The organism is Orbaceae bacterium lpD02 (genome assembly GCA_036251875.1).
GTDB classification, from domain to species: Bacteria; Pseudomonadota; Gammaproteobacteria; order Enterobacterales; family Orbaceae; genus Orbus; species Orbus sturtevantii.
On record CP133960.1, the window covers coordinates 1,992,031 to 2,015,105 of the forward strand.

Annotated in this window: 22 protein-coding genes and 2 tRNA genes; 11 read left to right on the forward strand and 13 right to left on the reverse strand. The window is 36.9% G+C overall.

Annotation, left to right across the window (positions count from 1 at the left end; genetic code table 11):
• Positions 1-75: 75 nt before the first annotated feature.
• Both RHO12_08675 and malX read right to left on the reverse strand, forming a co-directional pair.
• A complete protein-coding gene (locus tag RHO12_08675; GenBank protein ID WVD65454.1) occupies positions 76-1,266 on the reverse strand; it encodes a MalY/PatB family protein in 1,191 nt (396 codons plus the stop codon).
• Between the two features lie 24 nt (positions 1,267-1,290).
• A complete protein-coding gene (gene malX, locus RHO12_08680; protein ID WVD65455.1) occupies positions 1,291-2,874 on the reverse strand; it encodes a maltose/glucose-specific PTS transporter subunit IIBC in 1,584 nt (527 codons plus the stop codon).
• Between the two features lie 176 nt (positions 2,875-3,050).
• On the opposite strand from malX, the gene malI reads away from it, so the two are divergent.
• Positions 3,051-4,049 carry a Mal regulon transcriptional regulator MalI gene (gene malI / locus RHO12_08685; GenBank protein ID WVD65456.1) on the forward strand — a complete coding sequence of 333 codons (999 nt, stop codon included), beginning with the start codon at positions 3,051-3,053 and terminating at the stop codon, positions 4,047-4,049.
• A 94-nt stretch (positions 4,050-4,143) separates the two neighbouring features.
• On the opposite strand, the gene ettA is transcribed toward malI, so the two are convergent.
• Both ettA and RHO12_08695 read right to left on the reverse strand, forming a co-directional pair.
• A complete protein-coding gene (gene ettA / locus RHO12_08690; protein WVD65457.1) occupies positions 4,144-5,811 on the reverse strand; it encodes an energy-dependent translational throttle protein EttA in 1,668 nt (555 codons plus the stop codon).
• A gap of 490 nt (positions 5,812-6,301) precedes the next feature.
• Positions 6,302-7,525 carry an MFS transporter gene (locus RHO12_08695; protein WVD65458.1) on the reverse strand — a complete coding sequence of 408 codons (1,224 nt, stop codon included), beginning with the start codon at positions 7,523-7,525 and terminating at the stop codon, positions 6,302-6,304.
• Between the two features lie 166 nt (positions 7,526-7,691).
• Here RHO12_08695 and RHO12_08700 point away from each other — a divergent pair, with 166 nt between their 5' ends.
• The 3 genes from RHO12_08700 to yihA all read left to right on the forward strand — a co-directional run bounded on the left by RHO12_08700 (position 7,692) and on the right by yihA (position 10,189).
• Positions 7,692-8,933 (forward strand): aspartate aminotransferase family protein, encoded by a 1,242-nt coding sequence (locus RHO12_08700; protein WVD65459.1) that lies wholly within the window; start codon positions 7,692-7,694, stop codon positions 8,931-8,933.
• Between the two features lie 197 nt (positions 8,934-9,130).
• Entirely contained in the window at positions 9,131-9,556 is a 426-nt protein-coding gene (mscL, locus tag RHO12_08705) for a large-conductance mechanosensitive channel protein MscL (protein WVD65460.1), read from the forward strand.
• Between the two features lie 21 nt (positions 9,557-9,577).
• Complete coding sequence (gene yihA / locus RHO12_08710) at positions 9,578-10,189, forward strand: ribosome biogenesis GTP-binding protein YihA/YsxC (protein ID WVD65461.1); 612 nt, start codon at positions 9,578-9,580, stop codon at positions 10,187-10,189.
• 1 nt (position 10,190) lies between these two features.
• Here yihA and tusC read toward each other — a convergent pair whose 3' ends face one another.
• From tusC to fkpA, 3 genes are read right to left on the reverse strand one after another with little or no spacing between them, the layout of a single operon-like run.
• On the reverse strand, positions 10,191-10,544 hold the full coding sequence (gene tusC / locus RHO12_08715) for a sulfurtransferase complex subunit TusC (protein ID WVD65462.1): 354 nt from the start codon (positions 10,542-10,544) through the stop codon (positions 10,191-10,193).
• 21 nt (positions 10,545-10,565) lie between these two features.
• The gene (tusD, locus tag RHO12_08720; protein WVD65463.1) at positions 10,566-10,946 is read right to left on the reverse strand and encodes a sulfurtransferase complex subunit TusD; all 381 of its coding nucleotides are present in this window, start codon (positions 10,944-10,946) and stop codon (positions 10,566-10,568) included.
• A 6-nt stretch (positions 10,947-10,952) separates the two neighbouring features.
• Positions 10,953-11,750 (reverse strand): FKBP-type peptidyl-prolyl cis-trans isomerase, encoded by a 798-nt coding sequence (fkpA, locus tag RHO12_08725; protein WVD65464.1) that lies wholly within the window; start codon positions 11,748-11,750, stop codon positions 10,953-10,955.
• A 235-nt stretch (positions 11,751-11,985) separates the two neighbouring features.
• On the opposite strand from fkpA, the gene fabZ reads away from it, so the two are divergent.
• The 6 genes from fabZ (at position 11,986) to RHO12_08755 (ending at position 18,408) form a co-directional block, all read left to right on the forward strand.
• Positions 11,986-12,432, forward strand: coding sequence for a 3-hydroxyacyl-ACP dehydratase FabZ (gene fabZ / locus RHO12_08730; protein WVD65465.1), 447 nt, complete (start codon positions 11,986-11,988; stop codon positions 12,430-12,432).
• A 34-nt stretch (positions 12,433-12,466) separates the two neighbouring features.
• Complete coding sequence (gene lpxA / locus RHO12_08735) at positions 12,467-13,258, forward strand: acyl-ACP--UDP-N-acetylglucosamine O-acyltransferase (GenBank protein WVD65466.1); 792 nt, start codon at positions 12,467-12,469, stop codon at positions 13,256-13,258.
• Positions 13,259-13,329: 71 nt separating this feature from the next.
• The gene (gene lpxB / locus RHO12_08740) at positions 13,330-14,487 is read left to right on the forward strand and encodes a lipid-A-disaccharide synthase (GenBank protein ID WVD65467.1); all 1,158 of its coding nucleotides are present in this window, start codon (positions 13,330-13,332) and stop codon (positions 14,485-14,487) included.
• Positions 14,484-15,080, forward strand: a complete 597-nt coding sequence (gene rnhB / locus RHO12_08745; protein WVD65468.1) for a ribonuclease HII — start codon at positions 14,484-14,486, stop codon at positions 15,078-15,080. The genes lpxB and rnhB overlap by 4 nt, the downstream gene beginning before the upstream one ends.
• 128 nt (positions 15,081-15,208) lie before the next feature.
• Entirely contained in the window at positions 15,209-16,384 is a 1,176-nt protein-coding gene (locus tag RHO12_08750) for an efflux RND transporter periplasmic adaptor subunit (GenBank protein ID WVD65469.1), read from the forward strand.
• An 80-nt stretch (positions 16,385-16,464) separates the two neighbouring features.
• Entirely contained in the window at positions 16,465-18,408 is a 1,944-nt protein-coding gene (locus tag RHO12_08755) for a MacB family efflux pump subunit (GenBank protein WVD65470.1), read from the forward strand.
• A gap of 92 nt (positions 18,409-18,500) precedes the next feature.
• On the opposite strand, the gene RHO12_08760 is transcribed toward RHO12_08755, so the two are convergent.
• The 6 genes from RHO12_08760 to RHO12_08785 all read right to left on the reverse strand — a co-directional run bounded on the left by RHO12_08760 (position 18,501) and on the right by RHO12_08785 (position 22,506).
• Positions 18,501-19,574 (reverse strand): HAMP domain-containing sensor histidine kinase, encoded by a 1,074-nt coding sequence (locus tag RHO12_08760; protein WVD65471.1) that lies wholly within the window; start codon positions 19,572-19,574, stop codon positions 18,501-18,503.
• Positions 19,571-19,861 carry a hypothetical protein gene (locus tag RHO12_08765; GenBank protein ID WVD65472.1) on the reverse strand — a complete coding sequence of 97 codons (291 nt, stop codon included), beginning with the start codon at positions 19,859-19,861 and terminating at the stop codon, positions 19,571-19,573. Before RHO12_08765 ends, RHO12_08760 begins: the two co-directional genes overlap by 4 nt.
• Positions 19,848-20,531, reverse strand: a complete 684-nt coding sequence (locus RHO12_08770) for a response regulator transcription factor (GenBank protein ID WVD65473.1) — start codon at positions 20,529-20,531, stop codon at positions 19,848-19,850. The genes RHO12_08765 and RHO12_08770 overlap by 14 nt, the downstream gene beginning before the upstream one ends.
• A 401-nt stretch (positions 20,532-20,932) precedes the next feature.
• Positions 20,933-21,009, reverse strand: a tRNA-Pro gene (locus RHO12_08775).
• 9 nt (positions 21,010-21,018) lie between these two features.
• Positions 21,019-21,094: transfer RNA gene (locus tag RHO12_08780), tRNA-His, on the reverse strand.
• Between the two features lie 113 nt (positions 21,095-21,207).
• Positions 21,208-22,506 carry an L-serine ammonia-lyase, iron-sulfur-dependent, subunit alpha gene (locus RHO12_08785; GenBank protein WVD65474.1) on the reverse strand — a complete coding sequence of 433 codons (1,299 nt, stop codon included), beginning with the start codon at positions 22,504-22,506 and terminating at the stop codon, positions 21,208-21,210.
• Between the two features lie 300 nt (positions 22,507-22,806).
• Between RHO12_08785 and ptsH the strand changes: the two genes are divergently transcribed.
• The gene (gene ptsH / locus RHO12_08790) at positions 22,807-23,064 is read left to right on the forward strand and encodes a phosphocarrier protein Hpr (protein WVD65475.1); all 258 of its coding nucleotides are present in this window, start codon (positions 22,807-22,809) and stop codon (positions 23,062-23,064) included.
• Positions 23,065-23,075: the final 11 nt, after the last annotated feature.

A 23,075-nucleotide genomic window follows, 5' to 3' on the forward strand; every position in this document is an offset into this window, starting at 1 on the left:
CTTATTCGCCGCGAGTTATTTTATAAACAACCATATTAAGAAGAATAAACGCATTAAAATAGGTTTATTCTTTTTTCATTTTATGGAATTAATCGCATTAATGATCGCGTTTACGCCAACCTCAACTTTACTCCTTGAACAGCCGACATTTAAACGTAAAAACCCTTTCCCCTCTAGACCATAAGTTGAACCGGGCATAATGGCTACTTTTTCATGATGAATTAATTGGTGTTGCAGTTTTTGCTCATCTAGGTTTAAGGCTCTTAAGTCAATCCAGGCTAAATAGGTTGATTGAGGGACGGTATACTTTAATTGCGGGAAAGCGGTATTCAGTTTTTCTGCGACATAATCAAGATTACTTCGTAAATAACCTTTTAATGCCTTAAGCCAAGGGCTACCTTGTTGATATGCTGCAATCGTTGCGACTAAAGATAAGACTGCTGGGGAAGATAAACCGTCTTTAGCTTTTAATTGCTGCGAATACTGCTCTTTAGTCTCTTGGCAATTAATAAAACCATATGCACCAGTTAGTGCGGGAATATTAAAACTCTTTGATGCTGAAGATAATAATGCCCATTCATTAAGACCAAACTGGCTCCATGGCAGGTGTTTTTCTTGCCATATCATATCCATATGGATCTCATCACTAATCACTTTGACATGATATTTTTCACAGAGCTGAGCCATATGCTTCAATTCTTGTTCGCTCCACACTTTACCTGTTGGATTATGTGGACTACATAACAATAAAATTTTAACTTCTTCTTTGCCCAATAATGTCTCTAGGTAATCCATATCACATAGCCAATTTGTGTCTTTTTTTATTAATGGGCATGCTTCAACTTTACGGTTATTACCGATAATTGCTTTATAAAAAGCATCATAAGCTGGAGTATGAACCACAATGCTTTCATTTTCGTGGCTCCATAAATTGATAAGTTTTGCCACCATATAAATTACCGACGGCCCATAAACGGTCATATTAGTATCAATAGGTATTGAAAATTGTGATAAATACCAATGACTAAGAGCCTCAAAATACTCTTGGTTATTCCAACGACTATAACCTAGCACGCCATGACTAATGCGTTGGTTTAAAGCTTGCTCTATGCAGGGGGCGATTTTAAAATCCATGTCTGAGATCGTAAATGGAATTAAATCGGCAATACCAAAGCGATCTTGTACGTAATCCCATTGAGTGCACCAGGTTCCTTTACGGTTGACTGGTGTATCAAAATCAAACAAATCAGAGTTGAATGTTGACATTATATTTGTTCCTTTATACTAGCTTCATGTCGATAGATATTGCTGAAGTTCATCTTTTACTAATTGAACTTGTGGACCAATGACGACTTGTAAATTATGTTGATTAAGGCGAACGACGCCAATGGCCTTATTAGCTTTTAGCGCACTATCATCAACCAGGCTAATATCCTCGACCGAGAGGCGCAAACGAGTAATACAATTATCTAATGAGATAATATTATCTGCACCACCGAGTGCTTTTAAAATAGCGGGTACATTATAACCTGATTTGCTTTGAGATATATTGCCACTTTCTTCATTACTGTCTTGCTTTTCTACTTCTCTGCCAGGCGTTTTAATATTGAAACGTAAAATAAAGAATCTAAATACTAAAAAATAGACCACAAACCATATAGCGGCCATGACGGGTACCCAGTACCATTTAGTGGCAGTACCATGCAAAACACCAAAGACAATGAAGTCAATTATGTTGCCATCAGTATTACCAATGGTCACATTTAAAATAGACATCACCATAAAACCAAGACCCGTTAAAATTGCATGGATAACATATAACACTGGTGCAACGAATAAGAACAAAAATTCTAATGGCTCAGTAATACCACCTATCACACATGCCACAACGCCTGAAATAAGTAATCCTTTAATTTTATGGCGATTTTCTACTCTGGCGCAATAGTACATTGCTAATGCGGCGCCTGGCAAACCGCCAAGAAATGCAGGCATTTTACCTTGTGATAAGAAGCGTGTTGCGCTCTCAGCAAAACTGGTCGTCGTTGGACATGAGAGCTGTGCTTGGAAAATAGTCAGTGCACCGCTAACGGTTTCATTACAGACTTCCATTGTGCCGCCCGCATCGGTAAAACGAATAAGCGCAACGAGTATATGATGTAAACCGAAAGGTAATAATAGGCGTTCACCTGAACCAAAAATAAGTGGTCCAAACACCCCTGTACTGTTGATTAAATAACCTAAGCCGCTAATACCTGCAGCAAAAAATGGCCAAACTAATGGTACAATTAGTCCCAATATCCCGACGGTAAAGGTCGTAATAATTGGCACAAAACGGTTACCACCAAAAAATGCCAAGGCATCTGGTAAACGAATTGACCTAAAGCGCTCATGCAAACAATACACAATAATACCAACAAAAATTGCACCTAGAATCCCGGTGTTAATTGATTCAATACCAAAAACCGATTGGATATCATTTACACGCATTACTTCAGGGTCTGTTGTTGGCAAGATTCCAGAAATAGTAAGGTAGAAATTAATACTTAAATTTAAAACGATATAACCAACAAAGCCAGAAAATGCAGCAACACCTTTATCTTCCCTTGCCAACCCTAATGGGATGGCTATGGCAAACATGGCTGGTAAAAAACTAAAAGCAAACGAGCCAATTTTACTCATCCAAGTAAAAATGGTAATACAGATATGATTATCTAGAAACGGTAATAATTCGCGAACGTCTTGACTCGCAAGTGAACTACCAATTCCTAGCATAATACCGCAAAATGAAAGGAGTGCGACGGGCAGCATAAATGTTTTGCCAAGGCTTTGAAAGAATTCCCAAAACGTTACCTTTGTTCTTATTTTATTTGACATGATATTACCTAAAAAAATTAATAAATTTCGTTCCTAATTTACCGCAAGGTAAAACGTTTTACCATTATAAAAATGGGGGGTTTATCACAAAATAAGAAAATAAATTTATAGATAGGCAATTCACTTTAAAATGGATACTATGATAATTATTTTAATATATGAACAATAAATTGAGTATGGCTCGAAAAACCACAATTCATGATGTTGCAAAATATGCTAACGTTTCAGTTACAACCGTTTCACTTGCTTTAAGCGGTAAAGGTCGAATATCAGATGTAACCACCCAAAAAATAAATGAAGCAATACACCAATTAGGTTATATCCGTAATAAAAATGCAGCTAATTTACGTAGTGGTCAATCAGCGATGATCGGGGTAATTGTTAAAGATATTAGAGATCCTTTCTATGCGAGTATTATTACTGGCATTAATGAAATTTTAACTCAGCAAGGTTATGTGATGTTTTTGACTCAATCGGGTAATGAGCAAACAGCTCTATTACAATGTGCTAACTCTTTGATTGAACAAGGCGTATCGGGGATCATTTTGTGTCTTGGTGAGCTAATCACCGATGAGCTGAAAATCGTCGCTGACAGACAAAGTATTCCGCTGATTATTGCCGCGCAATCTAGCAATATTGATAACATGACCATTGTACGCTCTGATAACCGCTTAGGTGCTAAATTAGCAACTGAATATTTAATTAATAAAGGTCATCGGCAAATAGGTTATCTTGGTGGGCGAATGGATTCATTAACAAGAGCTGAACGTTTAGCCGGGTTCGCTGATGGATTATTTAAACACGGATTAAAATTTAAAGCGGAATGGACAGTGAGTCATGAACAACCAGAAGAGCTTGCTGACTTTGAACAGTTACTTAAACTTCATCCGAATATCTCAGCATTTTTATGCCATGATTCTTCAACAACGTTATCTTTAATGCTTACCGTATCTAAATTAGGTCGAGCGCTAGGTAAAGGTCGCATGATCAGCTATTTTGAGCACCAAATAGAAGTGTTCAGTTTTGGTACGCAAGCTGAAATATATATTGCTAAAAATTTGATCAATTACATTGATAACCAGCCAATGGAAATTGGTCGGCAGGCAGCCGATATTCTTTTACAAAATACTCAAATTTCTACACCTATTGTTATCAAGCCAGAACTTATTATTTGATCGGCACAGCGATATAAAAACAATAAGACCGAGTAATCGGCCTTATTGTTTAGCAAAATGATGTGTTAGGTTAAAATTAACAAAATATTTCACTCTATTTGGTGATGCGTTTGTACTTAGTTCGTTTCGGCTCTAATGCTTCAGCGCCAAGCGTACGTTTTTTCCACTCTTCATATTCGGTAAAGTTACCTTCAAAAAATTCAACATGTCCTTCATCTTGATAATCAATGATATGCGTTGCGATACGATCTAAGAACCAGCGATCATGTGAAATAACTAACGCGCAACCAGGAAACTCTAGCAAGGCATTTTCGAGTGCGCGCAGCGTTTCGACATCTAAGTCATTGGTAGGTTCATCAAGTAATAGTACATTCCCCCCGACTTGCAATAATTTAGCTAAATGCACTCGACCGCGTTCACCACCAGATAACTCTCCTACGCGTTTTTGCTGATCGACACCTTTAAAGTTAAAACGTCCGACATAGGCACGACTTGGGATTTCAAAATTACCGATACGCATAATATCTTGACCATGAGAGATCTCATCCCAGACCGTTTTTTTGTCATCCATACTATCTCGGAATTGATCAACTGATGCTAGCTGGACCGTCTCGCCTAATGTTATTACACCTGAATCTGGTTGCTCTTGTCCTGATAACATTCTAAATAATGTTGATTTACCTGCACCATTTGGTCCGATAATACCGACAATTGCACCTTTAGGAATTCGCAATGAAAGATCATCAATTAAAACTCTATCACCATAAGATTTGGTAAGATGTTCAATCTCAATAACTTTATCACCAAGGCGTTGACCTGTTGGGATAAAGAGTTCATTGGTTTCATTACGTTTTTGATAGTCATTGCTATTAAGCTCATCAAAACGGGCAAGGCGGGCCTTACTTTTTGCTTGGCGACCTTTAGGATTTTGGCGTACCCATTCAAGTTCTTTTTCGATCGATTTACGGCGTGCAGATTCAGTTGATGCTTCTTGTGCTAAGCGCTGATCTTTTTGTTCAAGCCATGATGAGTAGTTACCTTCCCACGGGATACCTTCACCACGATCAAGCTCTAAAATCCAACCCGCAACATTATCTAAGAAGTAACGGTCATGAGTTACGGCAACGACAGTACCTTCATAATCATGTAAGAATCGCTCAAGCCAAGCAACGGATTCTGCATCTAAGTGGTTGGTCGGTTCGTCAAGCAGTAACATATCGGGTTTTTCAAGTAGTAAGCGACATAGTGCGACGCGGCGGCGTTCACCACCAGATAACACGCCAATTTTTGTATCCCAATCGGGCAAACGCAACGCATCAGCAGCGCGTTCTAGTTGAATATTAATATTGTGAGCGTCATGGGTTTGAATAATCGCTTCAAGTTCCGCTTGTTCTTTGGCTAGCTTATCAAAATCGGCATCAGGCTCGGCATAAGCAGCATACACTTGGTCAAGGCGGGCTAAGGCATTTTTGGCATCACCAACGGCTTCTTCAACTGCTTCTCGCACAGTTTGTTCAGGATTTAATTTTGGTTCTTGTGGTAAATAACCAATTCTTAACCCTGCTTGTGGTTGAGCCTCACCTTCTATTTCAGTATCAAGTCCGGCCATAATTTTTAATAGCGTTGATTTACCCGAACCATTTAGACCGAGTACGCCGATTTTCGCGCCATGGAAGAAACTTAGAGAAATATTTTTAAGAATATAGCGCTTAGGAGGGACAATTTTCCCTACTCTATTCATGGTAAAAACATATTGTGCCATTATTATTGTTTCCATTATTAAAATGACTATTGATAGCACATATTGTAATGAATAAATCGGTTCGGTCTATAGGTTAGCTAAATTTATTATGATCATTACTTAAATAAAATATTTATAGAGGTGATATCTATCTAAGATTTTGGCGAAGATCCATTGAATTCAAAAAAGTATTGGTTAAATTCTATACTGTATTTTTGTAAGCACATAAAAGCGATGATGAGCAATGCTATAACAATGATATTGATAATTGGTATAGGCCTCCCACGCTGATAATAACGCTGTCGGCTAATATGTACAAAATAACCAAATGTAATTATAAGAACAAAGGATGCGATCCTTCTTGGTTGCCCTGAACCGAAAACGAGGAAAAGAATGCTTTGTACTTTAGGTGAGTAATAGAAAGAAGATAAATCAGCACCATTAAACATAACATTTCCCCGTAGGTAGTAAGACAGAATGCACCCTGTTGCCACTTAATTTTATGGGTGGATTACCGTGATGATTTGTTTTTTAAATAATACACCCACACTAAGATCCCAAATGTTGCCAGTAAACAACCCGCACTAACGATAGCATACCAGCCATAGTGGGCGAATAAATACGTTGAGCTTAGTGAGCCCAACATGCCACCCGTAAAATAGCTTAACATATAACCAGCATTCATTCGGGTGCGATTTTCAACCCCACCGTGCTGATAGATAGCATTCATACATGAGACGTGGGTAACTTGCACCGCAAAATCAATAACAATGACGCCGATAACTAAAGCCATAACCGATAATTGAGCTAAAGATAACGGTAACCAAGAAAATAATAATAAAGCAAGGCCGACTGAGGTAACCAATATACCTTTACCTTTATCAGATAGTTTACCCACAATGGGCGAACCCATTGCTCCTGCCGCTCCAGCTAGCCCAAACAATCCAATGATAAAATCAGAATAATGATAAGGCTCGGAACTGAGTAAAAAAGCCAGTGGTGTCCATAGTAATGAAAATAACGCGAAAGCAATGCCACCAATTAAAGCTCTAATTCGAAGTACACGCTCTTGATAAAATAAACCAAAAATAGAACTAATTAATTGCCAATAATTAGTGGTATTTTTATGATAATAACGCGGTAAGGAGCAACATAATAAGAAGGTGGTAAAACACATAATCGCCGCAGCAATCCAATAAACCATCCGCCAATCAGCCATTGTGGATATTGCGCCCGCAAATGTTCTCGCAAGTAAAATGCCCAGCAACATACCACTCATTAAAATACCAACGACTTTGCCTCGCTGATTCGGTAATGCCAAGGTTGCTGAAAAAGGAATCAGAACTTGAGCTACTGCTGAAAATATTCCTGATATCGCAGTGCCAACAATTAGCATTGTTTTTGAGTACGCAACAGCGCTAATAACAAGCCCTATTGTGGTTAATAGCATCAAGATGATAATTAGTGTTTTACGCTCAATTTTATCGCCTAATGGCGCGATAAATAACAGCCCTAATGCATAACTAAATTGAGCTGTTGTGACAATACTACCTGAGTTTTCTACCGATATTTGTAAATCTTGGGTTATTGAATGCAAAAGCGGCTGTGCATAATAATTACTTGCCACCGAGATCCCAACAGCCATTGCCATTAAAATCGTTAGCCAAAAAGAGAGGAGTGTTGTCTGTTGTGGATTCATGTGGTTAATATAATTTAAGTGATTGAGCAGTGGCATTATAATACTCTATGGCATCGGTGCAATCGTTACATATTAAATTTTCGCAATATCCATCTGATTGAATGAATTTATATTCAAAAATATTGAATAAATATTTACATAAAAAGAATTTAGGCTAAAATATAACCCACCAGTTAAATCATCAGTATTAGGACTATTAATTATGAATCATAACAATAATCATCTAATTACTCGCGATATTTTTGATAAAGTTATTCTCCCCGTTTACGCGCCAGCCCAGTTTATCCCAGTAAAAGGTAAAGGCAGCCGGGTTTGGGATCAGAATGGTGATGAATATATCGATTTTGCTGGTGGTATAGCCGTTAATGCATTAGGTCATTGCCATCCGAATTTAGTGCAAGCATTACATGAGCAAAGTGAAAAATTGTGGCATGTTAGTAATGTGTTCACTAATGAACCAGCGCTATGTTTAGCACAAAAACTGATTGATAATACTTTTGCTGACCGAGTGTTTTTTGCTAATTCAGGGGCAGAGGCTAATGAAGCAGCATTGAAACTTGCTCGTCATTATGCAATTGAAAAATATAGCCCATATAAAACTAAAATTATCTCCTTTAATCACTCTTTTCATGGTAGAACTTTTTTCACTGTTTCTGTCGGTGGGCAAGCTAAATATTCGGATGGATTTGGCCCTAAACCAGCTGATATTGTTCATGTCCCATTTAACAATCTTGATGCGGTTAAATCGGTTATTGATGATCATACTTGCGCAGTCATTCTTGAACCAGTACAAGGTGAAGGAGGATTAAACTCGGCAACAGTAGAATTCTTGACTGGCGTACGTGAGCTTTGTGATCAATTTAATGCGCTATTAATTTTTGATGAAGTGCAGTGTGGAATGGGGCGGACAGGAACTCTATTCACCTATGAACAATATGGCATCGCGCCAGATATTTTGACTTCAGCTAAAGCATTAGGCGGTGGTTTTCCAATTAGTGCCATGCTAACAACTGAAGCAATTTCATCCATTATGTATCCTGGGGTTCATGGCACAACTTATGGGGGGAATCCATTAGCCTGCGCAGTAGGTTGCGCTGCATTTGATACGATTAATAAAGGAGATATTTTTGCTGGCGTCTCTGCTAAAAGAGCGTTATTTATTGCTGAGCTTGAAAAAATTAATCAAAAGTTTGATGTGTTTTCCCAATATAAAGGCAAAGGATTATTATTAGGCGCTGAATTAAATATTAAGTATCAAGGAAAAGCACGTGACTTTTTAAATCTTGCAACCGAATTTAAAGTGATGATTCTTAATGCTGGAACATCTGTTTTACGATTTACGCCATCGTTAGTTATTTCTGATGAAGAGATTAAAGACGGTATGGCGCGTTTTGCTAAAGCCGTTGAAAAAGTCATTTCTGTTTGTCAATCACAAGCAATATAAAAGGCTGTTACAGCAGCCTTTATCAACTATTTTATACCTAAATATAAATACCTTGGCTATGAATCAATTAATTTGAGTATATTTTTAGCGTAAAATTATATACATTAGCAGTATATGAAATTTGAATTAAGTTATTATTATTTAACCGTTTTGTTAGTTTCAATTTAACGAATGACGATCAATGAAGGAGAGGTAATATGAGTTTTTTAAAAGAATTTCGTGAGTTTGCGGTAAAAGGTAATGTTGTTGACATGGCAGTTGGTATTATTATTGGTGGTGCATTTGGTAAAATCGTGTCATCATTTGTCGGCGACATTGTGATGCCTCCGTTGGGACTACTCATCGGCGGCATTAATTTTACTGATTTTGCTATTGTATTAAGAGATGCACATGATGGTGTTCCCGCCACTGTATTAAATTATGGTTTATTTATTCAAAATGTTGTTGATTTCATAATTGTTGCAATGGCTATCTTTATTGCGATAAAATTTATGAATCAGTTACGCGCGAAAGACGAACTACAAAAAATTGAAACACCAGTGGCACCACTACCACCATCGAAAGAAGAAGTGCTGTTATCCGAAATTAGAGATCTATTAAAGGCTCAGAATGAATCTAAATAACCAAATTAAAGGTGGGGCTTAATGTCATTTACCCCATTGAATTATGCTAAAGCACATTTTGTTACCAGCGCACCAGATATCAGGCATTTACCGTCTGATACTGGTGTAGAAATTGCTTTTGCTGGCCGATCGAATGCAGGTAAATCAAGTGCATTAAATTTTTTAACTAATCAAAAAAACTTAGCAAGGACGAGCAAAACCCCTGGTCGAACTCAGCTAATTAACCTATTTGAAGTTGAGCCTAATTGTCGCTTAGTTGATTTGCCGGGCTATGGTTTTGCGCAGGTTCCTGAAGAAGTTAAGCATAAATGGCAGAAGTCATTAGCTGAGTATTTACAAAAACGCGAAAGCTTAAAAGGACTTGTGATTTTAATGGATATTCGTCATCCACTAAAAGATCTCGATCAACAGATGATTGATTGGGCCGTCCAATCAGATTTACCGGTGATGTTGTTATTAACCAAAGCAGATAAGCTAGCATCTGGAGCGCAAAAGCAGCAGCTAAATATGGTAAGAGAAGCTATTTTGCCTTTTCAGGGTGATATTACGGTCGCGATGCTCTCATCTTTAAAAAGAACCGGTCTAGAACAGTTAAAACTTAAGCTTGATGAATGGTTTAGTCTACAGGGTTAGCCTAGGGATGTAAAATAGTGTCATAAGTTACCAATAAATGAGCAATCGCTTGCTTGGTAACTGCTTTTGCATCGATGATGAGCTGTTGCGATGCCAAGTTGTATTGTGCAAGGGATGTGCTGCAAATATAAATATCATTAATATCATAAAGCTCTAGCATGCCGAAGGTGGTGATATAATCGCGCATCAGAATTTTATCTGGCTGTTGATTACTAAGTAGGTGGAGAACTCCTTCACCAATAAAAAAGACCGATATTTGGTTTATGTCTGACAAAGCTAAAACCAGATCTAATGTTTCGCGACCTTTAGCTGTGCCATGCGGGGCTTGGTTAAAAATAATCGCAATTTTTTTCAATTTTTTCTCTATATTATTTGCTTAAAATTGAATAACTCTATCGCTTCGTGATATGTTTTCACTTAATTCACCAAGTCCAGTTAATTCAAATCCTGTCGCGATATTGTGGTTTAGTTCACCTATTACTATGCCGCGTCTTTGCGCTGCAGATATGCATACCGATAGTTTAATTTGATATTGCTTTGCTAGGGTTTGCCATGCATTAATAATATCAAACTCATCATTAGCTGGATAGGTAAAAGCATTTGCATTACATGCTCCATCAGCATAGAAAAAAACAGATTGTAGCTGGTGACCAGAATTTAGGAGTGATAAACAAAATTGGTAAGCACAAAAAGAAGCTTGGGTCCCATAGGCGGGACCCATAATAATAACGGTATAATGTAATACGTTAGTATTCACTCAATTCTATTTAGCTGGCGTTGACTTAGGCGCTGCTTTGTTATCGCCATCAATTGCAAGTAATTCAACTTCAAATACGAGCGTTGATGCTGGCGGGATGCCTGGATTATCATCACCAAATGCTGGAATTTCTTGATCACCATATGCTAGTTCAGGTGGAATAACTAATTTAATTTTACCGCCGGTACCGATTAGCTCAATACCCTCACTCCAGCCTTTAATTACCGCATTTAGTGGAAACGTACTTGGCTCATTGCGATCATAAGAACTATCAAATTTTTTGCCGTCAATTAATGTACCAGAATAATGTACAACAACCTCATCGCTACTTGTTGGGTGTTTGCCTTTTCCTGCATCAATGATTTCGTACAGTAATCCTGATTCAGTTTTTTTCACGTTTGGTTGTTTAGCAAATTCTTCACGGAATTTATCACCAGCTTCAATGCTTACTGATTTTTTCTCATCAAATTTTGTTTGTGCTTCTTTTTGTAAGCGCTCAGTTAATTCGTTTAAAATGAACTGGATTTGCTCAGGAGAGTATTCAGATTTACCTTGGAATGCTTCACTAAAGCCTTTAACTATTTCTGAATCGTCTAAGTTGACTTGACCTTTTTCAAGGTTATTTTTTAAATCATTTGCTAATGAAGCTCCGATTGCATACGCTTCTTTCGTTGCATCCACTTCAATATTAACTGTTTGGGTTGCCGCATTTTGTTCGGTAGTTTGAGCCTTTTTATCATCACAACCAACTAATGCAAGAGCAATTACACTACTTATTAGTGTCATTTTTAATAATGCTTTCATTTTATTTAAATCTCCAATATATGAATACTCTGAGTATTTATTAAAAAACAAATTTTCAGTTGTCAAATTATATACAATTATACTCATAATTGCATTTTTTTTATAATATCGCGATATTTTATCTATTATTCTTATTGTTATATAATAAATAATAAGCTCAGATGATTCCCCCAGGCCTTAACATAAGCTATAATATATAGCAGATTTTTTTATATTTTTTAAAAGGATGATTATTTTGAGTACTGAATTAAACTCTCTTGATATCGATGAAATAATTCGCTTATTACCACACCGTTTTCCTTTTTTAATGGTTGATCGTGTTGTGAGTTACGAAAAAGGTAAAACATTAAGAGCGATTAAAAACGTTTCGGTTAATGAACCTTTTTTTCAGGGACATTTCCCTAATAAGCCAGTCTTTCCTGGTGTATTGATTTTAGAAGCGATGGCTCAAGCAACGGGTATTTTAGCGTTTAAAAGTATTGAAGAGTTAACACCAGGCCAACTCTACTATTTTGCCTCTGTAGACAAAGCGAGATTTAAACGCCCCGTTGTTCCAGGTGACCAAATGATTCTTGATGTTACCTACATCAAAGAGCGAAGAGGTATCGCATTATTCCATGGTATTGCCACAGTTGATGGTAAACTTGTTTGCGAAGCGGAAATGATGTGTGCGCGTAAGTAAGTTATTAACTGAATCACGATATTAAGGAATATTTATGGCAATTGATAAGTCAGCTATAATTCACCCAAGTTCAATTATTGAAGATGGTGCAGTGATTCATGCCAATGTTAAAATTGGCCCATTTTGTTATATTGGTAAAAATGTTGAAATTGGTGAAAGGACGGAGCTTAAGTCTCACGTTGTAATTAATGGTCATACTAAAATAGGTAAAGATAATCAAGTTTATCAGTTCGCCTCAATTGGTGAAGTTAATCAAGACTTGAAATATCAAGGTGAGCCGACCAGAACAGAAATTGGTGATCGCAATTGTATTCGTGAAAGTGTGACCATTCACCGCGGCACAATCCAAGGTAAAGACGTTACTCGTATTGGTAATGATAACTTGCTGATGATTAATGCGCATGTTGCCCATGACTGTCAAATTGGTGATCGCTGTATTCTCGCTAATAATGCAACCCTTGCTGGGCATGTTGAACTCGATGATTTTGTTATTATCGGCGGCTTGACTGCAGTGCATCAGTTTTGCGTAATAGGTGCCCATGTCATGGTTGGTGGCTGCTCTGGGGTCGCTCAAGACATCCCTCCCTATGTGATTGCTCAAGGCAATCATGCTACGCCTCACGGTGTTAACCTTGAAGGACTTAAACGTCGAGGGTTTAGTAAAGAAGCTTTACATGCGATTCGCAATAGCTATAAAGCGTTATACCGTAATAGTCTATCTTTAGATGAAGCAAAAGTGCAAATTGCACTCATTGCAGAAAAAAATCCAGAAGCCAAGCTGTTTCTTGATTTCTTATTACGTTCAACTCGAGGCATTATTCGTTAGTTATATGATGATGTGTCGCTTTGCGATACATCATTTGCCTATTATATTTAATTCAACTAAATTGAATCATTATGAACGATAACCATCAACGCTGTTTAACTATTGCTGTTGTCGCGGGCGAAACGTCTGGTGACATTTTAGGTGCGGGCCTGATTCGGGCTTTACGTGCGCATTATACTAATATTCAATTTGTGGGTATTGCTGGGCCAAAAATGCAAGCAGAAGGCTGTCAAGCTTGGTACCAAATGGACGAATTATCAGTGATGGGGATTGTTGAAGTATTAGGTAAATTACGCCGTATATTGTCAATCCGTAAAGATATTACTAAACGAATTAAAGCATTAAAACCTGATTTATTTATAGGCATTGATGCACCTGATTTTAATCTTTCTTTAGAAGGAAAGTTGAAACAGGCAGGTATAAAAACGATACATTATGTTAGTCCCTCGGTTTGGGCATGGAAACAAAAACGCGTGTTTAAGATTAAACGTAATACTGATTTGATTTTAACATTTTTACCTTTTGAAAAATCCTTCTATGATAAACATGATGTACCTTGTCATTTTATTGGTCATAAAATGGCAGATGATATTGATTTGCTTCCTGACCAAAACCACATGAAATCACTGCTAAATATTCCACAAAATATGAAAGTGCTTTCGTTATTACCAGGCAGTCGACATGCGGAAGTCACGTTATTATCCGCGCCGTTTTTGCAAGCTGCGCAATTGGTTAGTCAATCTGTGCCTAATTTGCATATTGTTGTGCCTTTAGCTAATCAAAAAAGAAGACTAGAATTTGAAGAGATCAAAGCTAAAATTGCACCGAAATTATCTATTCAATTATTGGATGGGCATGCCAGAGAAGCGATGATTGCAAGTGATGCGGCTATTCTTGCATCGGGAACCGTTGCATTAGAATGCATGCTAGCAAAATGCCCGATGGTGGTTGGTTATAAAATGAAACCATTTACCTTTTGGTTAGCCAAAAAATTAGTTAAAACGCCTTATGTGTCGCTGCCGAATATCTTAGCTGGAAAGGAAATCGTCCCAGAGCTGCTACAAGAGGATTGTACTCCTGAAAAAATTGCTCAACATATAATGATGCTACTTAGTAGTGATAATTCATTATTAAAAGCAACTTTTTTATCATTACACCAGCAAATTCGCTGCAATGCTGATGAACAGGCAGCTAGAGCAGTACTTGACGTAATTGGAGTTGAGCTATGATATTTATCTATCCTCACAATGTTGGATTAATCGCTGGCGTTGATGAAGTTGGTAGAGGGCCATTATGTGGTGACGTAGTTACTGCCGCAGTGATTTTAGATCCAAATAAACCGATAGAGGGGCTCGCTGATTCAAAGAAACTAACCGAAAAAAAACGTGAATATTTATTTGATATTATCAAAGAGCAGGCACTCGCATGGAGCATTGCAAGAGCAAGTGTTGATGAAATTGATCAGCTAAATATTTTGCATGCAACTATGCTGGCGATGCAAAGATCCGTTGCTGGGCTATCGATTAAACCTAATTTTGTGCTAGTTGATGGTAATCGTGCGCCTGATTTTGGTATCACAACCCAGACCGTAATAAAAGGCGATAGCCTTGTCCAAGAAATTGGGGCCGCATCTATTTTAGCTAAAGTGACTCGTGATAGGGAAATGCAAGAGCTGGATAATATTTACCCTCATTACGGCTTAGCTCAGCATAAGGGCTATCCGACTAAAGCTCATATAGATGCAATTTCACAATATGGCGTAAATCATATTTATCGTAAGAGTTTTGCTCCTGTAAGAAATATATTGAATAAGTCATTATAATAACCTGCAATTTGCTACATGAAATAGAATATGAAATTTCTTTCATTTAATTTTCATGTAGCTTTCATACCTACTCTTTATAGTACCCTTAATTTGAATAACAGAATTAATTTAAGTTAAGGTGATTTATGAAATATAATTTGAAAGTTATTATTTCCATTGGCGTACTGATTGTCGGTATAGCATTATATTTTTTATTCTTTAAAACATCTGAGCAGATCCATTATATTACGGTTCCGGTTAATAAAGGCAATATTAATCAAGAGGTCAGTGCAACAGGTGAGGTTGCGCCAATTCAGCTTGTTACAATTGGTTCACAAGTTTCGGGGCAAATTGAAACGCTTTATGTAAAATTGGGACAAACAATTAAAAAAGGTGATTTAATTGCTCAAATAGATTCAACTACTCAGCAAAATACTTACGATACAGAGCAAGCTAAACTTGATAGCTATCAAGCGCAATATGATGCTGCAGAGGTCCAACTTACTGTCGCTAAATCACAGTATGATCGTGAAGTTACACTTTATGCGCAAAAAGCAGCATCCAAAGCCAGCCTAGAAGAAGCGCAAAGTACTTATGCCACTGCAAAATCTAATGTGGTTGAACTTAAATCATTAATATCACAAACACAGATATCATTAAATACTGCTAAAGTTAATTTAGGTTATACCAAAATTCTTTCAACACTTGATGGAACAGTAGTTTCGGTGCCAGTTGAAGAAGGACAAACAGTGAATGCCGCCATGTCTACCCCAACAATTGTACAAATTGCCGATTTGACTGAAATGAAAATTCTGATGGAAATTTCAGAAGGTGATATTAATAAAATAGCACCAGGCATGACAGTGACATATTCAGTGCTTTCATCGCCAGATGACATCTTTACAACAAAATTAAAAGCGATCGATCCAGGTCTTACAACTTTAACTAATGGAAGCTATGTGCAGGGAGGAAGTTCCGATGCGGCTATTTACTACTATGGGCGACTTGAAGTCCCTAATTCTGAAGGAAAGTTACGTATTGGTATGACAACACAAGATACTATCAAAATTGCCTATCAAGAGAATGTATTAACTATTCCAATGGCGACCTTATCTGAGCATGATGGTAAGACTTACGTAAGAATTCTTGAAAATAATAACAAAGTGTCAGAAAAACAGATTACGACAGGGTTATCTGACGGTCTTAATATCGAAGTAACAAGTGGGCTAAATGAAGGCGAACTTGTCATACAATCGCAAATGAGTGATCAGGAAATTAATAGTTCAGTTGGAGCGATGCAACGTCCTGGTCGGATGATGTAACGGATTGTACTTAAGTTTAATAAGAACATTCATTGGCTATTGTTAGTTAAATAAAAATAATAGCCAATTAGGAGTAAGTTATGGATATTATTAAGATCAACCAAATTAATAAACTTTTTGGTAATAAGGATAATGAAGTATATGCGCTAAAAAGTATTGATTTGACTATTGAAAAGGGTGATTTTGTCGCGATAATCGGACAATCTGGTTCTGGTAAATCAACATTAATGAACATACTTGGCTGCCTTGATACTGCGTCATCAGGATCTTATCAGATCAATGGTATTGAAACAAGTCAGATGAGTAATAGTCAGCTGGCTGAGCTGCGATCTAAAACGTTTGGTTTTATTTTTCAACGCTATAATTTATTAGGCAATTTAAGCGCTCTGGAAAATGTTGCCTTACCTGCGATTTATAATGGCACTAATATTACAGAGCGCAGAGCGAGAGCTAAATCATTGCTAACTGATTTGGGTTTAGGTGAAAAATTAGATAATAAACCAAATGAGCTTTCAGGTGGTCAGCAGCAAAGAGTAAGTATTGCACGTGCCTTGATGAATGGTGGTGAGATAATTTTAGCAGATGAGCCAACAGGCGCTCTTGATTCTAAAAGTGGTGAAAATGTGATGGAAATTATCATCGATTTACATCGAAAAGGTCATACGATTATTTTAGTAACACACGATAAAAATATTGCGAATTATGCTAGTCGTGTCATTGAAATTAAAGATGGTTTGATTATCACTGATTACCGTCAAAATGAAGATATTTGCCAATCTTTAATACCTACGAAAAAAACAGCTCGTAATCTTTTTTCTCACTATAAATATATGCTGCTTGAATCATTCAAAATGTCGATTCAAGCCATTTTATCACATAAAATGCGTTCACTTCTAACGATGTTAGGTATTATTATTGGTATCGCTTCCGTAGTTACTGTTGTTGCGTTAGGGCAGGGTTCAACAAAAACGATTATGGAAAATATTAATGCCATGGGAACAAATACCATCGATATTTTACCTGGTAAAAATTTTGGTGATATGCGTTCTAATAAAATTAAAACATTAACTGTTGGTGATGCAAACTTTTTAACACAACAAAACTATATTGATAGTACCACGCCAAATAGCTCAACAAGCGGTACGATTACATTTGCGAATCAATCTGTCAGCGCACAACTTAACGGTGTTGGTGAGCAGTACTTTAATGTTAAAGGTATTAATATTGAGTCAGGTCGTACTTTTAGCGCGCAAGATGTTAAAGATAATGCTTCGGTTGTGGTTATTGATCAAAATGTCAAAAATAAGCTATTTTCCAATGGTGAAAATCCACTAGGAAAAATAATTATTTTTAATAAAAAGCCACTAAAAATAATTGGCGTTGCTAAAAAGCTTACCACAGTAGGAATGTCCTCTGATTCCTTAACATTATGGGCACCTTATACAGCGGTTATGAATAAAGTAACTGGCGGTAAATACATTAGCTCGATTACCGTAAAAGTTGCTGATAATGTTAGTTCACAAATGGCTGAAAATAGTATTATCCAAGCATTAACTCAACGCCACAGTAGTAAAGATTTTTTTACTATTAACTCTGATAGTATCAAAAAAACGATAGAAAGCACGACTAGTACGATGACAATATTAGTATCAGGTATTGCGCTAATTTCATTAATTGTTGGCGGGATCGGGGTGATGAATATTATGCTTGTTTCGGTGACTGAACGTACAAAAGAGATCGGCTTACGTATGGCAATAGGGGCTAAGCAAGCTGATATTATGCAGCAGTTTTTAATTGAAGCGGTGCTAATTTGTATGATTGGCGGAATATTAGGGTTGGTATTTTCTGGTTTAATTGGGTTAGTATTAGGGATTTTTTTAGCGGATGTCGTTACGCTATCTTTCTCTACCGATATTATGGTGTTCTCTATTATTTTCTCGATGCTCATCGGGGTTGTATTTGGTTTCATGCCCGCCAAAAATGCGGCTAAGCTCAATCCAATTGAAGCCTTAACAAGGGAGTAATGAAATCAAAACTATTCGTTATAATAAGCTAATCGATGTTAAGTTATTGTAACTTAACATCGATAGGGTAATTCATTTTAGCTTTTGATAGTTTAAATGTGATTTTTTACTAATGGAATTTCAATTTTAAAGCATGTACCTTTATCAAGATAACTATCAACGGCAATCGTTCCTTTATGTAATTTTACGATAAAATCAACAAACGATAGTCCCAATCCGGAGCCTGACTGAGAACGTGATTTATCGGCTCGGTAGAAACGATTAAAAATAAAAGGCAGATCGCTTTGCGCAATACCAATACCATTATCGACAATTAAAATAACGGCATTTTGTGCATGTCTGTCTTTATAAATATCAATATTAATGTAACCATCTTTAGTGCCATATTGGACGGCATTATCAATCAAGTTGGTTATCATTCTAGAGAACAACATAAGGTCGGCATTTACCACTACTTCTTTTTCTGATTCGACTCGAATGGTGATATTTTTTTCTCTTGCTTTAGGTGCTCGTTCTTCGGCAATATCGCTGATAATATTACTAATATTAAGATTTTCAAGTTCCATCGCTTGAGCTTGTTCATGTCCCCTAGCTAGAATCATCAGTTGTGAAAGCATCTGCTGCATATGCCTACTTTTTGTGATAATCAGTTCTAAGGTTTGAGTACAAATTTGTAAATCTTTACTTTCTATAGCGTATTCTGCGTTAGTAATAATAACGGATATCGGCGTTCTGATTTCATGTGACGCATCGGAACTAAACTGTTTTTCTCTTTCGATGGCATTTTGCACATTATCTGCCATATGATTAAACTCAGTGAGTAGCTCGCCTATTTCATCTTTTGCGGCAATGAGTTCAATGCGTTTAGATAGATCTCCATCACCAATCTCTTTGGCTGTTTTAGCGATATTTTTAATCGGTTTTAGCCCCCAACGAGTGATAAAAAATCCACCTAAAGCCGCTAATAATAAACAAGGGATAATAGAAATCATTCCTTTTTCTCGCATTGACTTTAGCGCTTGAAAAGTAGGCGTAGTCTCTATTGTTGTTCTAAACCAACTGATTTCATTGGCATTTTCATTAATCGGATTATCATAAACGAACCAGTATTGACCATCGTGTTCGATAGTGCGTATTTGCTCCAATTGTTTAGGGATTTCAGTCATCCAAGTTTCATATTGGCCGGCCTTGACTTGGTTCTGGTTGTTAAAAAAGACAAAGTAGATATCTTTTGGTAGCATTTTTTTTCAAGCACGGCTAATTGAGCGCTATTATCGGCACGAGTAATTAAACGAGCTAAATTATTCGCCCCTTTCTGCATACCGACTCGATGTTGCTCCAGTAATATGTCATACATTGCATTGTACGAGCCCGCAACTCCTATTGCTAAAAAAATCATTAGCATAAAGGTATACCATAAAGTTATTCGCGTTCTAATGCTAATTTTTTTCATTGTAATCTCTTAATACATAACCGACACCACGGACAGTATGAAGCAGTTTATTATCAAAACTATCATCAATTTTACGGCGTAAGTAACCAATATAAACATCAATTACATTTGAATCATTGTCATAGTCAAAGTTCCAGGCATGATCGATAATTTGATCGCGCGTTAACACTCGGTTGGGATTATGCAAAAAATAAGACAAAATTGTAAACCCCTTTGCTGAAAGCTCAATATGCTTACCATTGCGTGTAACAGCTCGAGTAGAAAGATCTAATGTTAAATCAGAAAATTGTAATACGGTTGATAATTGTTCACTATTACGACGAAGTAACGCCCTGATTCGAGCGGATAGCTCATCATGAATAAATGGTTTAACTAAATAATCATCGGCACCAGCATCAAGACCAAGTACTTTATCGCCGATACCATCTTTAGCCGTTAGAAGTAGTACCGGTGTTTTATTATGCTTTTTTCGCATCTGTTTTAAAACCGTTAAACCATCTTGTATTGGTAACATAACATCCATAACGATACAATCATAAATACCCATCTCTATATAACCTAGAGCTTCTTGACCATCTGATGCCATATCTACGCTATATCCCTCTTGAGATAGGCGTTTAGCTAAGACAGTCAAAATAGACTTTTCATCTTCGACAACAAGTACTCGCATAACTAGGTCTCTGTTTATTTTAGTTAGATTTATAATAACGGATTGTGTCGAAATATTTTAGTAATATTTAAAGCTTATAAATTATCAGATACATATCTACTATCGAGCGATTAGCAGATAGAAAATGAATAAATCTAATTATTAAATATTAGTTAAATACCGCATAAATGGATATTTTTGTATGCTTTTCCGCTGTTTTTATCTCGATAATCGTCGTTGATTTAAAGGGGGAGTTGGCATGTCATGTATAAAATTACTTATTACGTTTAGAATTATAAAACCGATATTTGAGCTTCGCCAAAAAGTGGACAAATTTTTCCGCTATGATATTTTTCTTTGGCGTTTTGCAACTCGTAAGTGGTAGGCACAAAAAAACCGATTTTCATCGGTTTCTTAAAAAATGGTCGGCGAGAGAGGATTCGAACCTCCGACCCACTGGTCCCAAACCAGTTGCGCTACCAAGCTGCGCTACTCGCCGTAAGCTTAATGGGGTGGCTAATGGGATTCGAACCCACGACAACTGGAATCACAATCCAGGGCTCTACCAACTGAGCTATAGCCACCATATAAGCAGGACGCAATATTACGCATTTCTAAATATTTTGTCTAGTAGATTTTTAAAAATCCTTGCCTATTTGTTTATATAAGCAACACTTTACCACTTATTCGCCATTTTTTACGGTTTACTCGCCATAATTTCAATAATCTGGGCGTCAGTTTGTCGCATACTATTGCTTGCAAGTGCGCATAAATTATTGATCGAGGATTCAACGCAATCACAGACAATGCCTTCATTACCTGTTACTCGCACATTATCTAATGCCATTAGTACCGATTTAAATGCCGAGGAAGCTGAGGTTGATACCTTTAGCGCGCAGCTATTTGATGCGCCATCACAAATAATACCTGTCAAATCTCCGACCATATTACAAATAGCCATATTCACTGCTTCAAAATTACCTTTATCTAATAAGTAAACCATACCTGCCGCGGCGCCCATTGAGGCTGTAGATGCAGCACATAGCGCTGACAACGGTGGAAACTTGCTATGGATATAAATGGCAATGGTATGTGATAAAATAAGCGCCCTTGCCAAAAAATCATCATCAGCATTAATATAATCGGCAATAACAACTACTGGCATTGTTGCTGCAATACCTTGATTACCTGAACCTGAATTACTCATCGCGGGTAATGCCGCTCCACCCATTCTTGCATCAGAAGCAGCAGTCGTTCGAATCATAATTTTAGTTAATAAATCATCAGATAATAACCCTTTACTCACTTGATTATTTAGAATATGAGCGATGCTCAATCCATAAGTTTGTGCTAACCCCTCTTTAGACAGTGCGTCATTTAATTCAGCTGCTTTGAGGATAAACTTAATGTCATCAAAACTGATGTGACTAACAAAATCGTAAATAGTTTGAATTGATACTTGCTCCATAATATTAACAGCATGATTGGTGTCACTTTGAATATCATTTTTTTGATACATAACTTGATCATTGTGTTCAATTAATATGATATTGGTATGGTATTCTTCTATGCGCACGCGAGCCCAATCGTCTTGAGTATAAAGAGTCACCTCACAATATAATGGCTTATCAGTTGGGGTGATCGTAACGCTAACTTGTTTTTGCTGTAAAAATTCTTTTGCTCGGTTGACATCTGCTGGCTTTATTTTTTGTAACACATCAAGCCCTGCTTCTGCGTTTCCCCCAAACATACCAACTGTAGCCGCAATGGGTAAACCAACCATGCCCGTGCCCGGCACGGTGACGCCCATACCATTTTTCATTAAGTTAGGTGAAACCTTTGCTTCAATACGGTCAATATTTTCTTTAACCAAATATTTTGCTGCAACTGCACTAGCAAAAGCTAAAGAAATGGGCTCTGTGCAACCTGTTGCAGGTAACACTTGACGTTTTAATACATCAATCAATGCCGCCCAAATTACCTGTACGTTTTCCACAATGAAATCTCCCTAGCACTCATTTAAAAATGATAAAGCAAATGATATTATTATAATTATAAGATAGAGTCTTATTTTATAACTGTTTTTTTTAAAACACATTAACAATAAGCGAAAAATTTATTTAATATTATACAACAAGTTAATGATTGGGCTTGTTTCGGTTTGATTTCCTCGCCATAATAGCAGTCAAATCGATAATAACTGATTTCTGAATTGGCATGAAAACGCACTAGTCTTTTTGTCCAATTTTATTTATATTGAATACATTAATAATAATAAATTTAGGGGTAAATTAATATGTATAAGCAAGATGTTACAATAACTGCACCAAACGGCTTACATACGCGTCCAGCAGCTCAATTTGTAAAGGAAGCAAAAGCATTTAATTCAGAGATCACCGTCATATCTAATGGCAAAAGTGCTAGTGCAAAAAGCCTATTTAAGCTACAGACTTTAGGTTTGACGCAAGGTACAGTTATTACTATTTCCGCAGATGGCGAAGATGAGCAAGAGTCGGTAACACATTTAATTAAGCTGATTCCTGAGTTAGAATAACCCCCACCGAA

Excerpts from the sequence above, each read along its gene's own strand:
- RHO12_08675 (WVD65454.1), bottom strand. The coding sequence starts at position 1,266 with ATGTCAACATTCAACTCTGATTTGTTTGATTTTGATACACCAGTCAAC.
- malX (WVD65455.1), bottom strand. The coding sequence starts at position 2,874 with ATGTCAAATAAAATAAGAACAAAGGTAACGTTTTGGGAATTCTTTCAA.
- malI (WVD65456.1), top strand. The coding sequence starts at position 3,051 with ATGGCTCGAAAAACCACAATTCATGATGTTGCAAAATATGCTAACGTT.
- ettA (WVD65457.1), bottom strand. The coding sequence starts at position 5,811 with ATGGCACAATATGTTTTTACCATGAATAGAGTAGGGAAAATTGTCCCT.
- RHO12_08695 (WVD65458.1), bottom strand. The coding sequence starts at position 7,525 with ATGCCACTGCTCAATCACTTAAATTATATTAACCACATGAATCCACAA.
- RHO12_08700 (WVD65459.1), top strand. The coding sequence starts at position 7,692 with ATGAATCATAACAATAATCATCTAATTACTCGCGATATTTTTGATAAA.
- mscL (WVD65460.1), top strand. The coding sequence starts at position 9,131 with ATGAGTTTTTTAAAAGAATTTCGTGAGTTTGCGGTAAAAGGTAATGTT.
- yihA (WVD65461.1), top strand. The coding sequence starts at position 9,578 with ATGTCATTTACCCCATTGAATTATGCTAAAGCACATTTTGTTACCAGC.
- fkpA (WVD65464.1), bottom strand. The coding sequence starts at position 11,750 with ATGAAAGCATTATTAAAAATGACACTAATAAGTAGTGTAATTGCTCTT.
- lpxA (WVD65466.1), top strand. The coding sequence starts at position 12,467 with ATGGCAATTGATAAGTCAGCTATAATTCACCCAAGTTCAATTATTGAA.
- lpxB (WVD65467.1), top strand. The coding sequence starts at position 13,330 with ATGAACGATAACCATCAACGCTGTTTAACTATTGCTGTTGTCGCGGGC.
- rnhB (WVD65468.1), top strand. The coding sequence starts at position 14,484 with ATGATATTTATCTATCCTCACAATGTTGGATTAATCGCTGGCGTTGAT.
- RHO12_08750 (WVD65469.1), top strand. The coding sequence starts at position 15,209 with ATGAAATATAATTTGAAAGTTATTATTTCCATTGGCGTACTGATTGTC.
- RHO12_08755 (WVD65470.1), top strand. The coding sequence starts at position 16,465 with ATGGATATTATTAAGATCAACCAAATTAATAAACTTTTTGGTAATAAG.
- RHO12_08760 (WVD65471.1), bottom strand. The coding sequence starts at position 19,574 with ATGACTGAAATCCCTAAACAATTGGAGCAAATACGCACTATCGAACAC.
- RHO12_08765 (WVD65472.1), bottom strand. The coding sequence starts at position 19,861 with ATGAAAAAAATTAGCATTAGAACGCGAATAACTTTATGGTATACCTTT.
- RHO12_08770 (WVD65473.1), bottom strand. The coding sequence starts at position 20,531 with ATGCGAGTACTTGTTGTCGAAGATGAAAAGTCTATTTTGACTGTCTTA.
- ptsH (WVD65475.1), top strand. The coding sequence starts at position 22,807 with ATGTATAAGCAAGATGTTACAATAACTGCACCAAACGGCTTACATACG.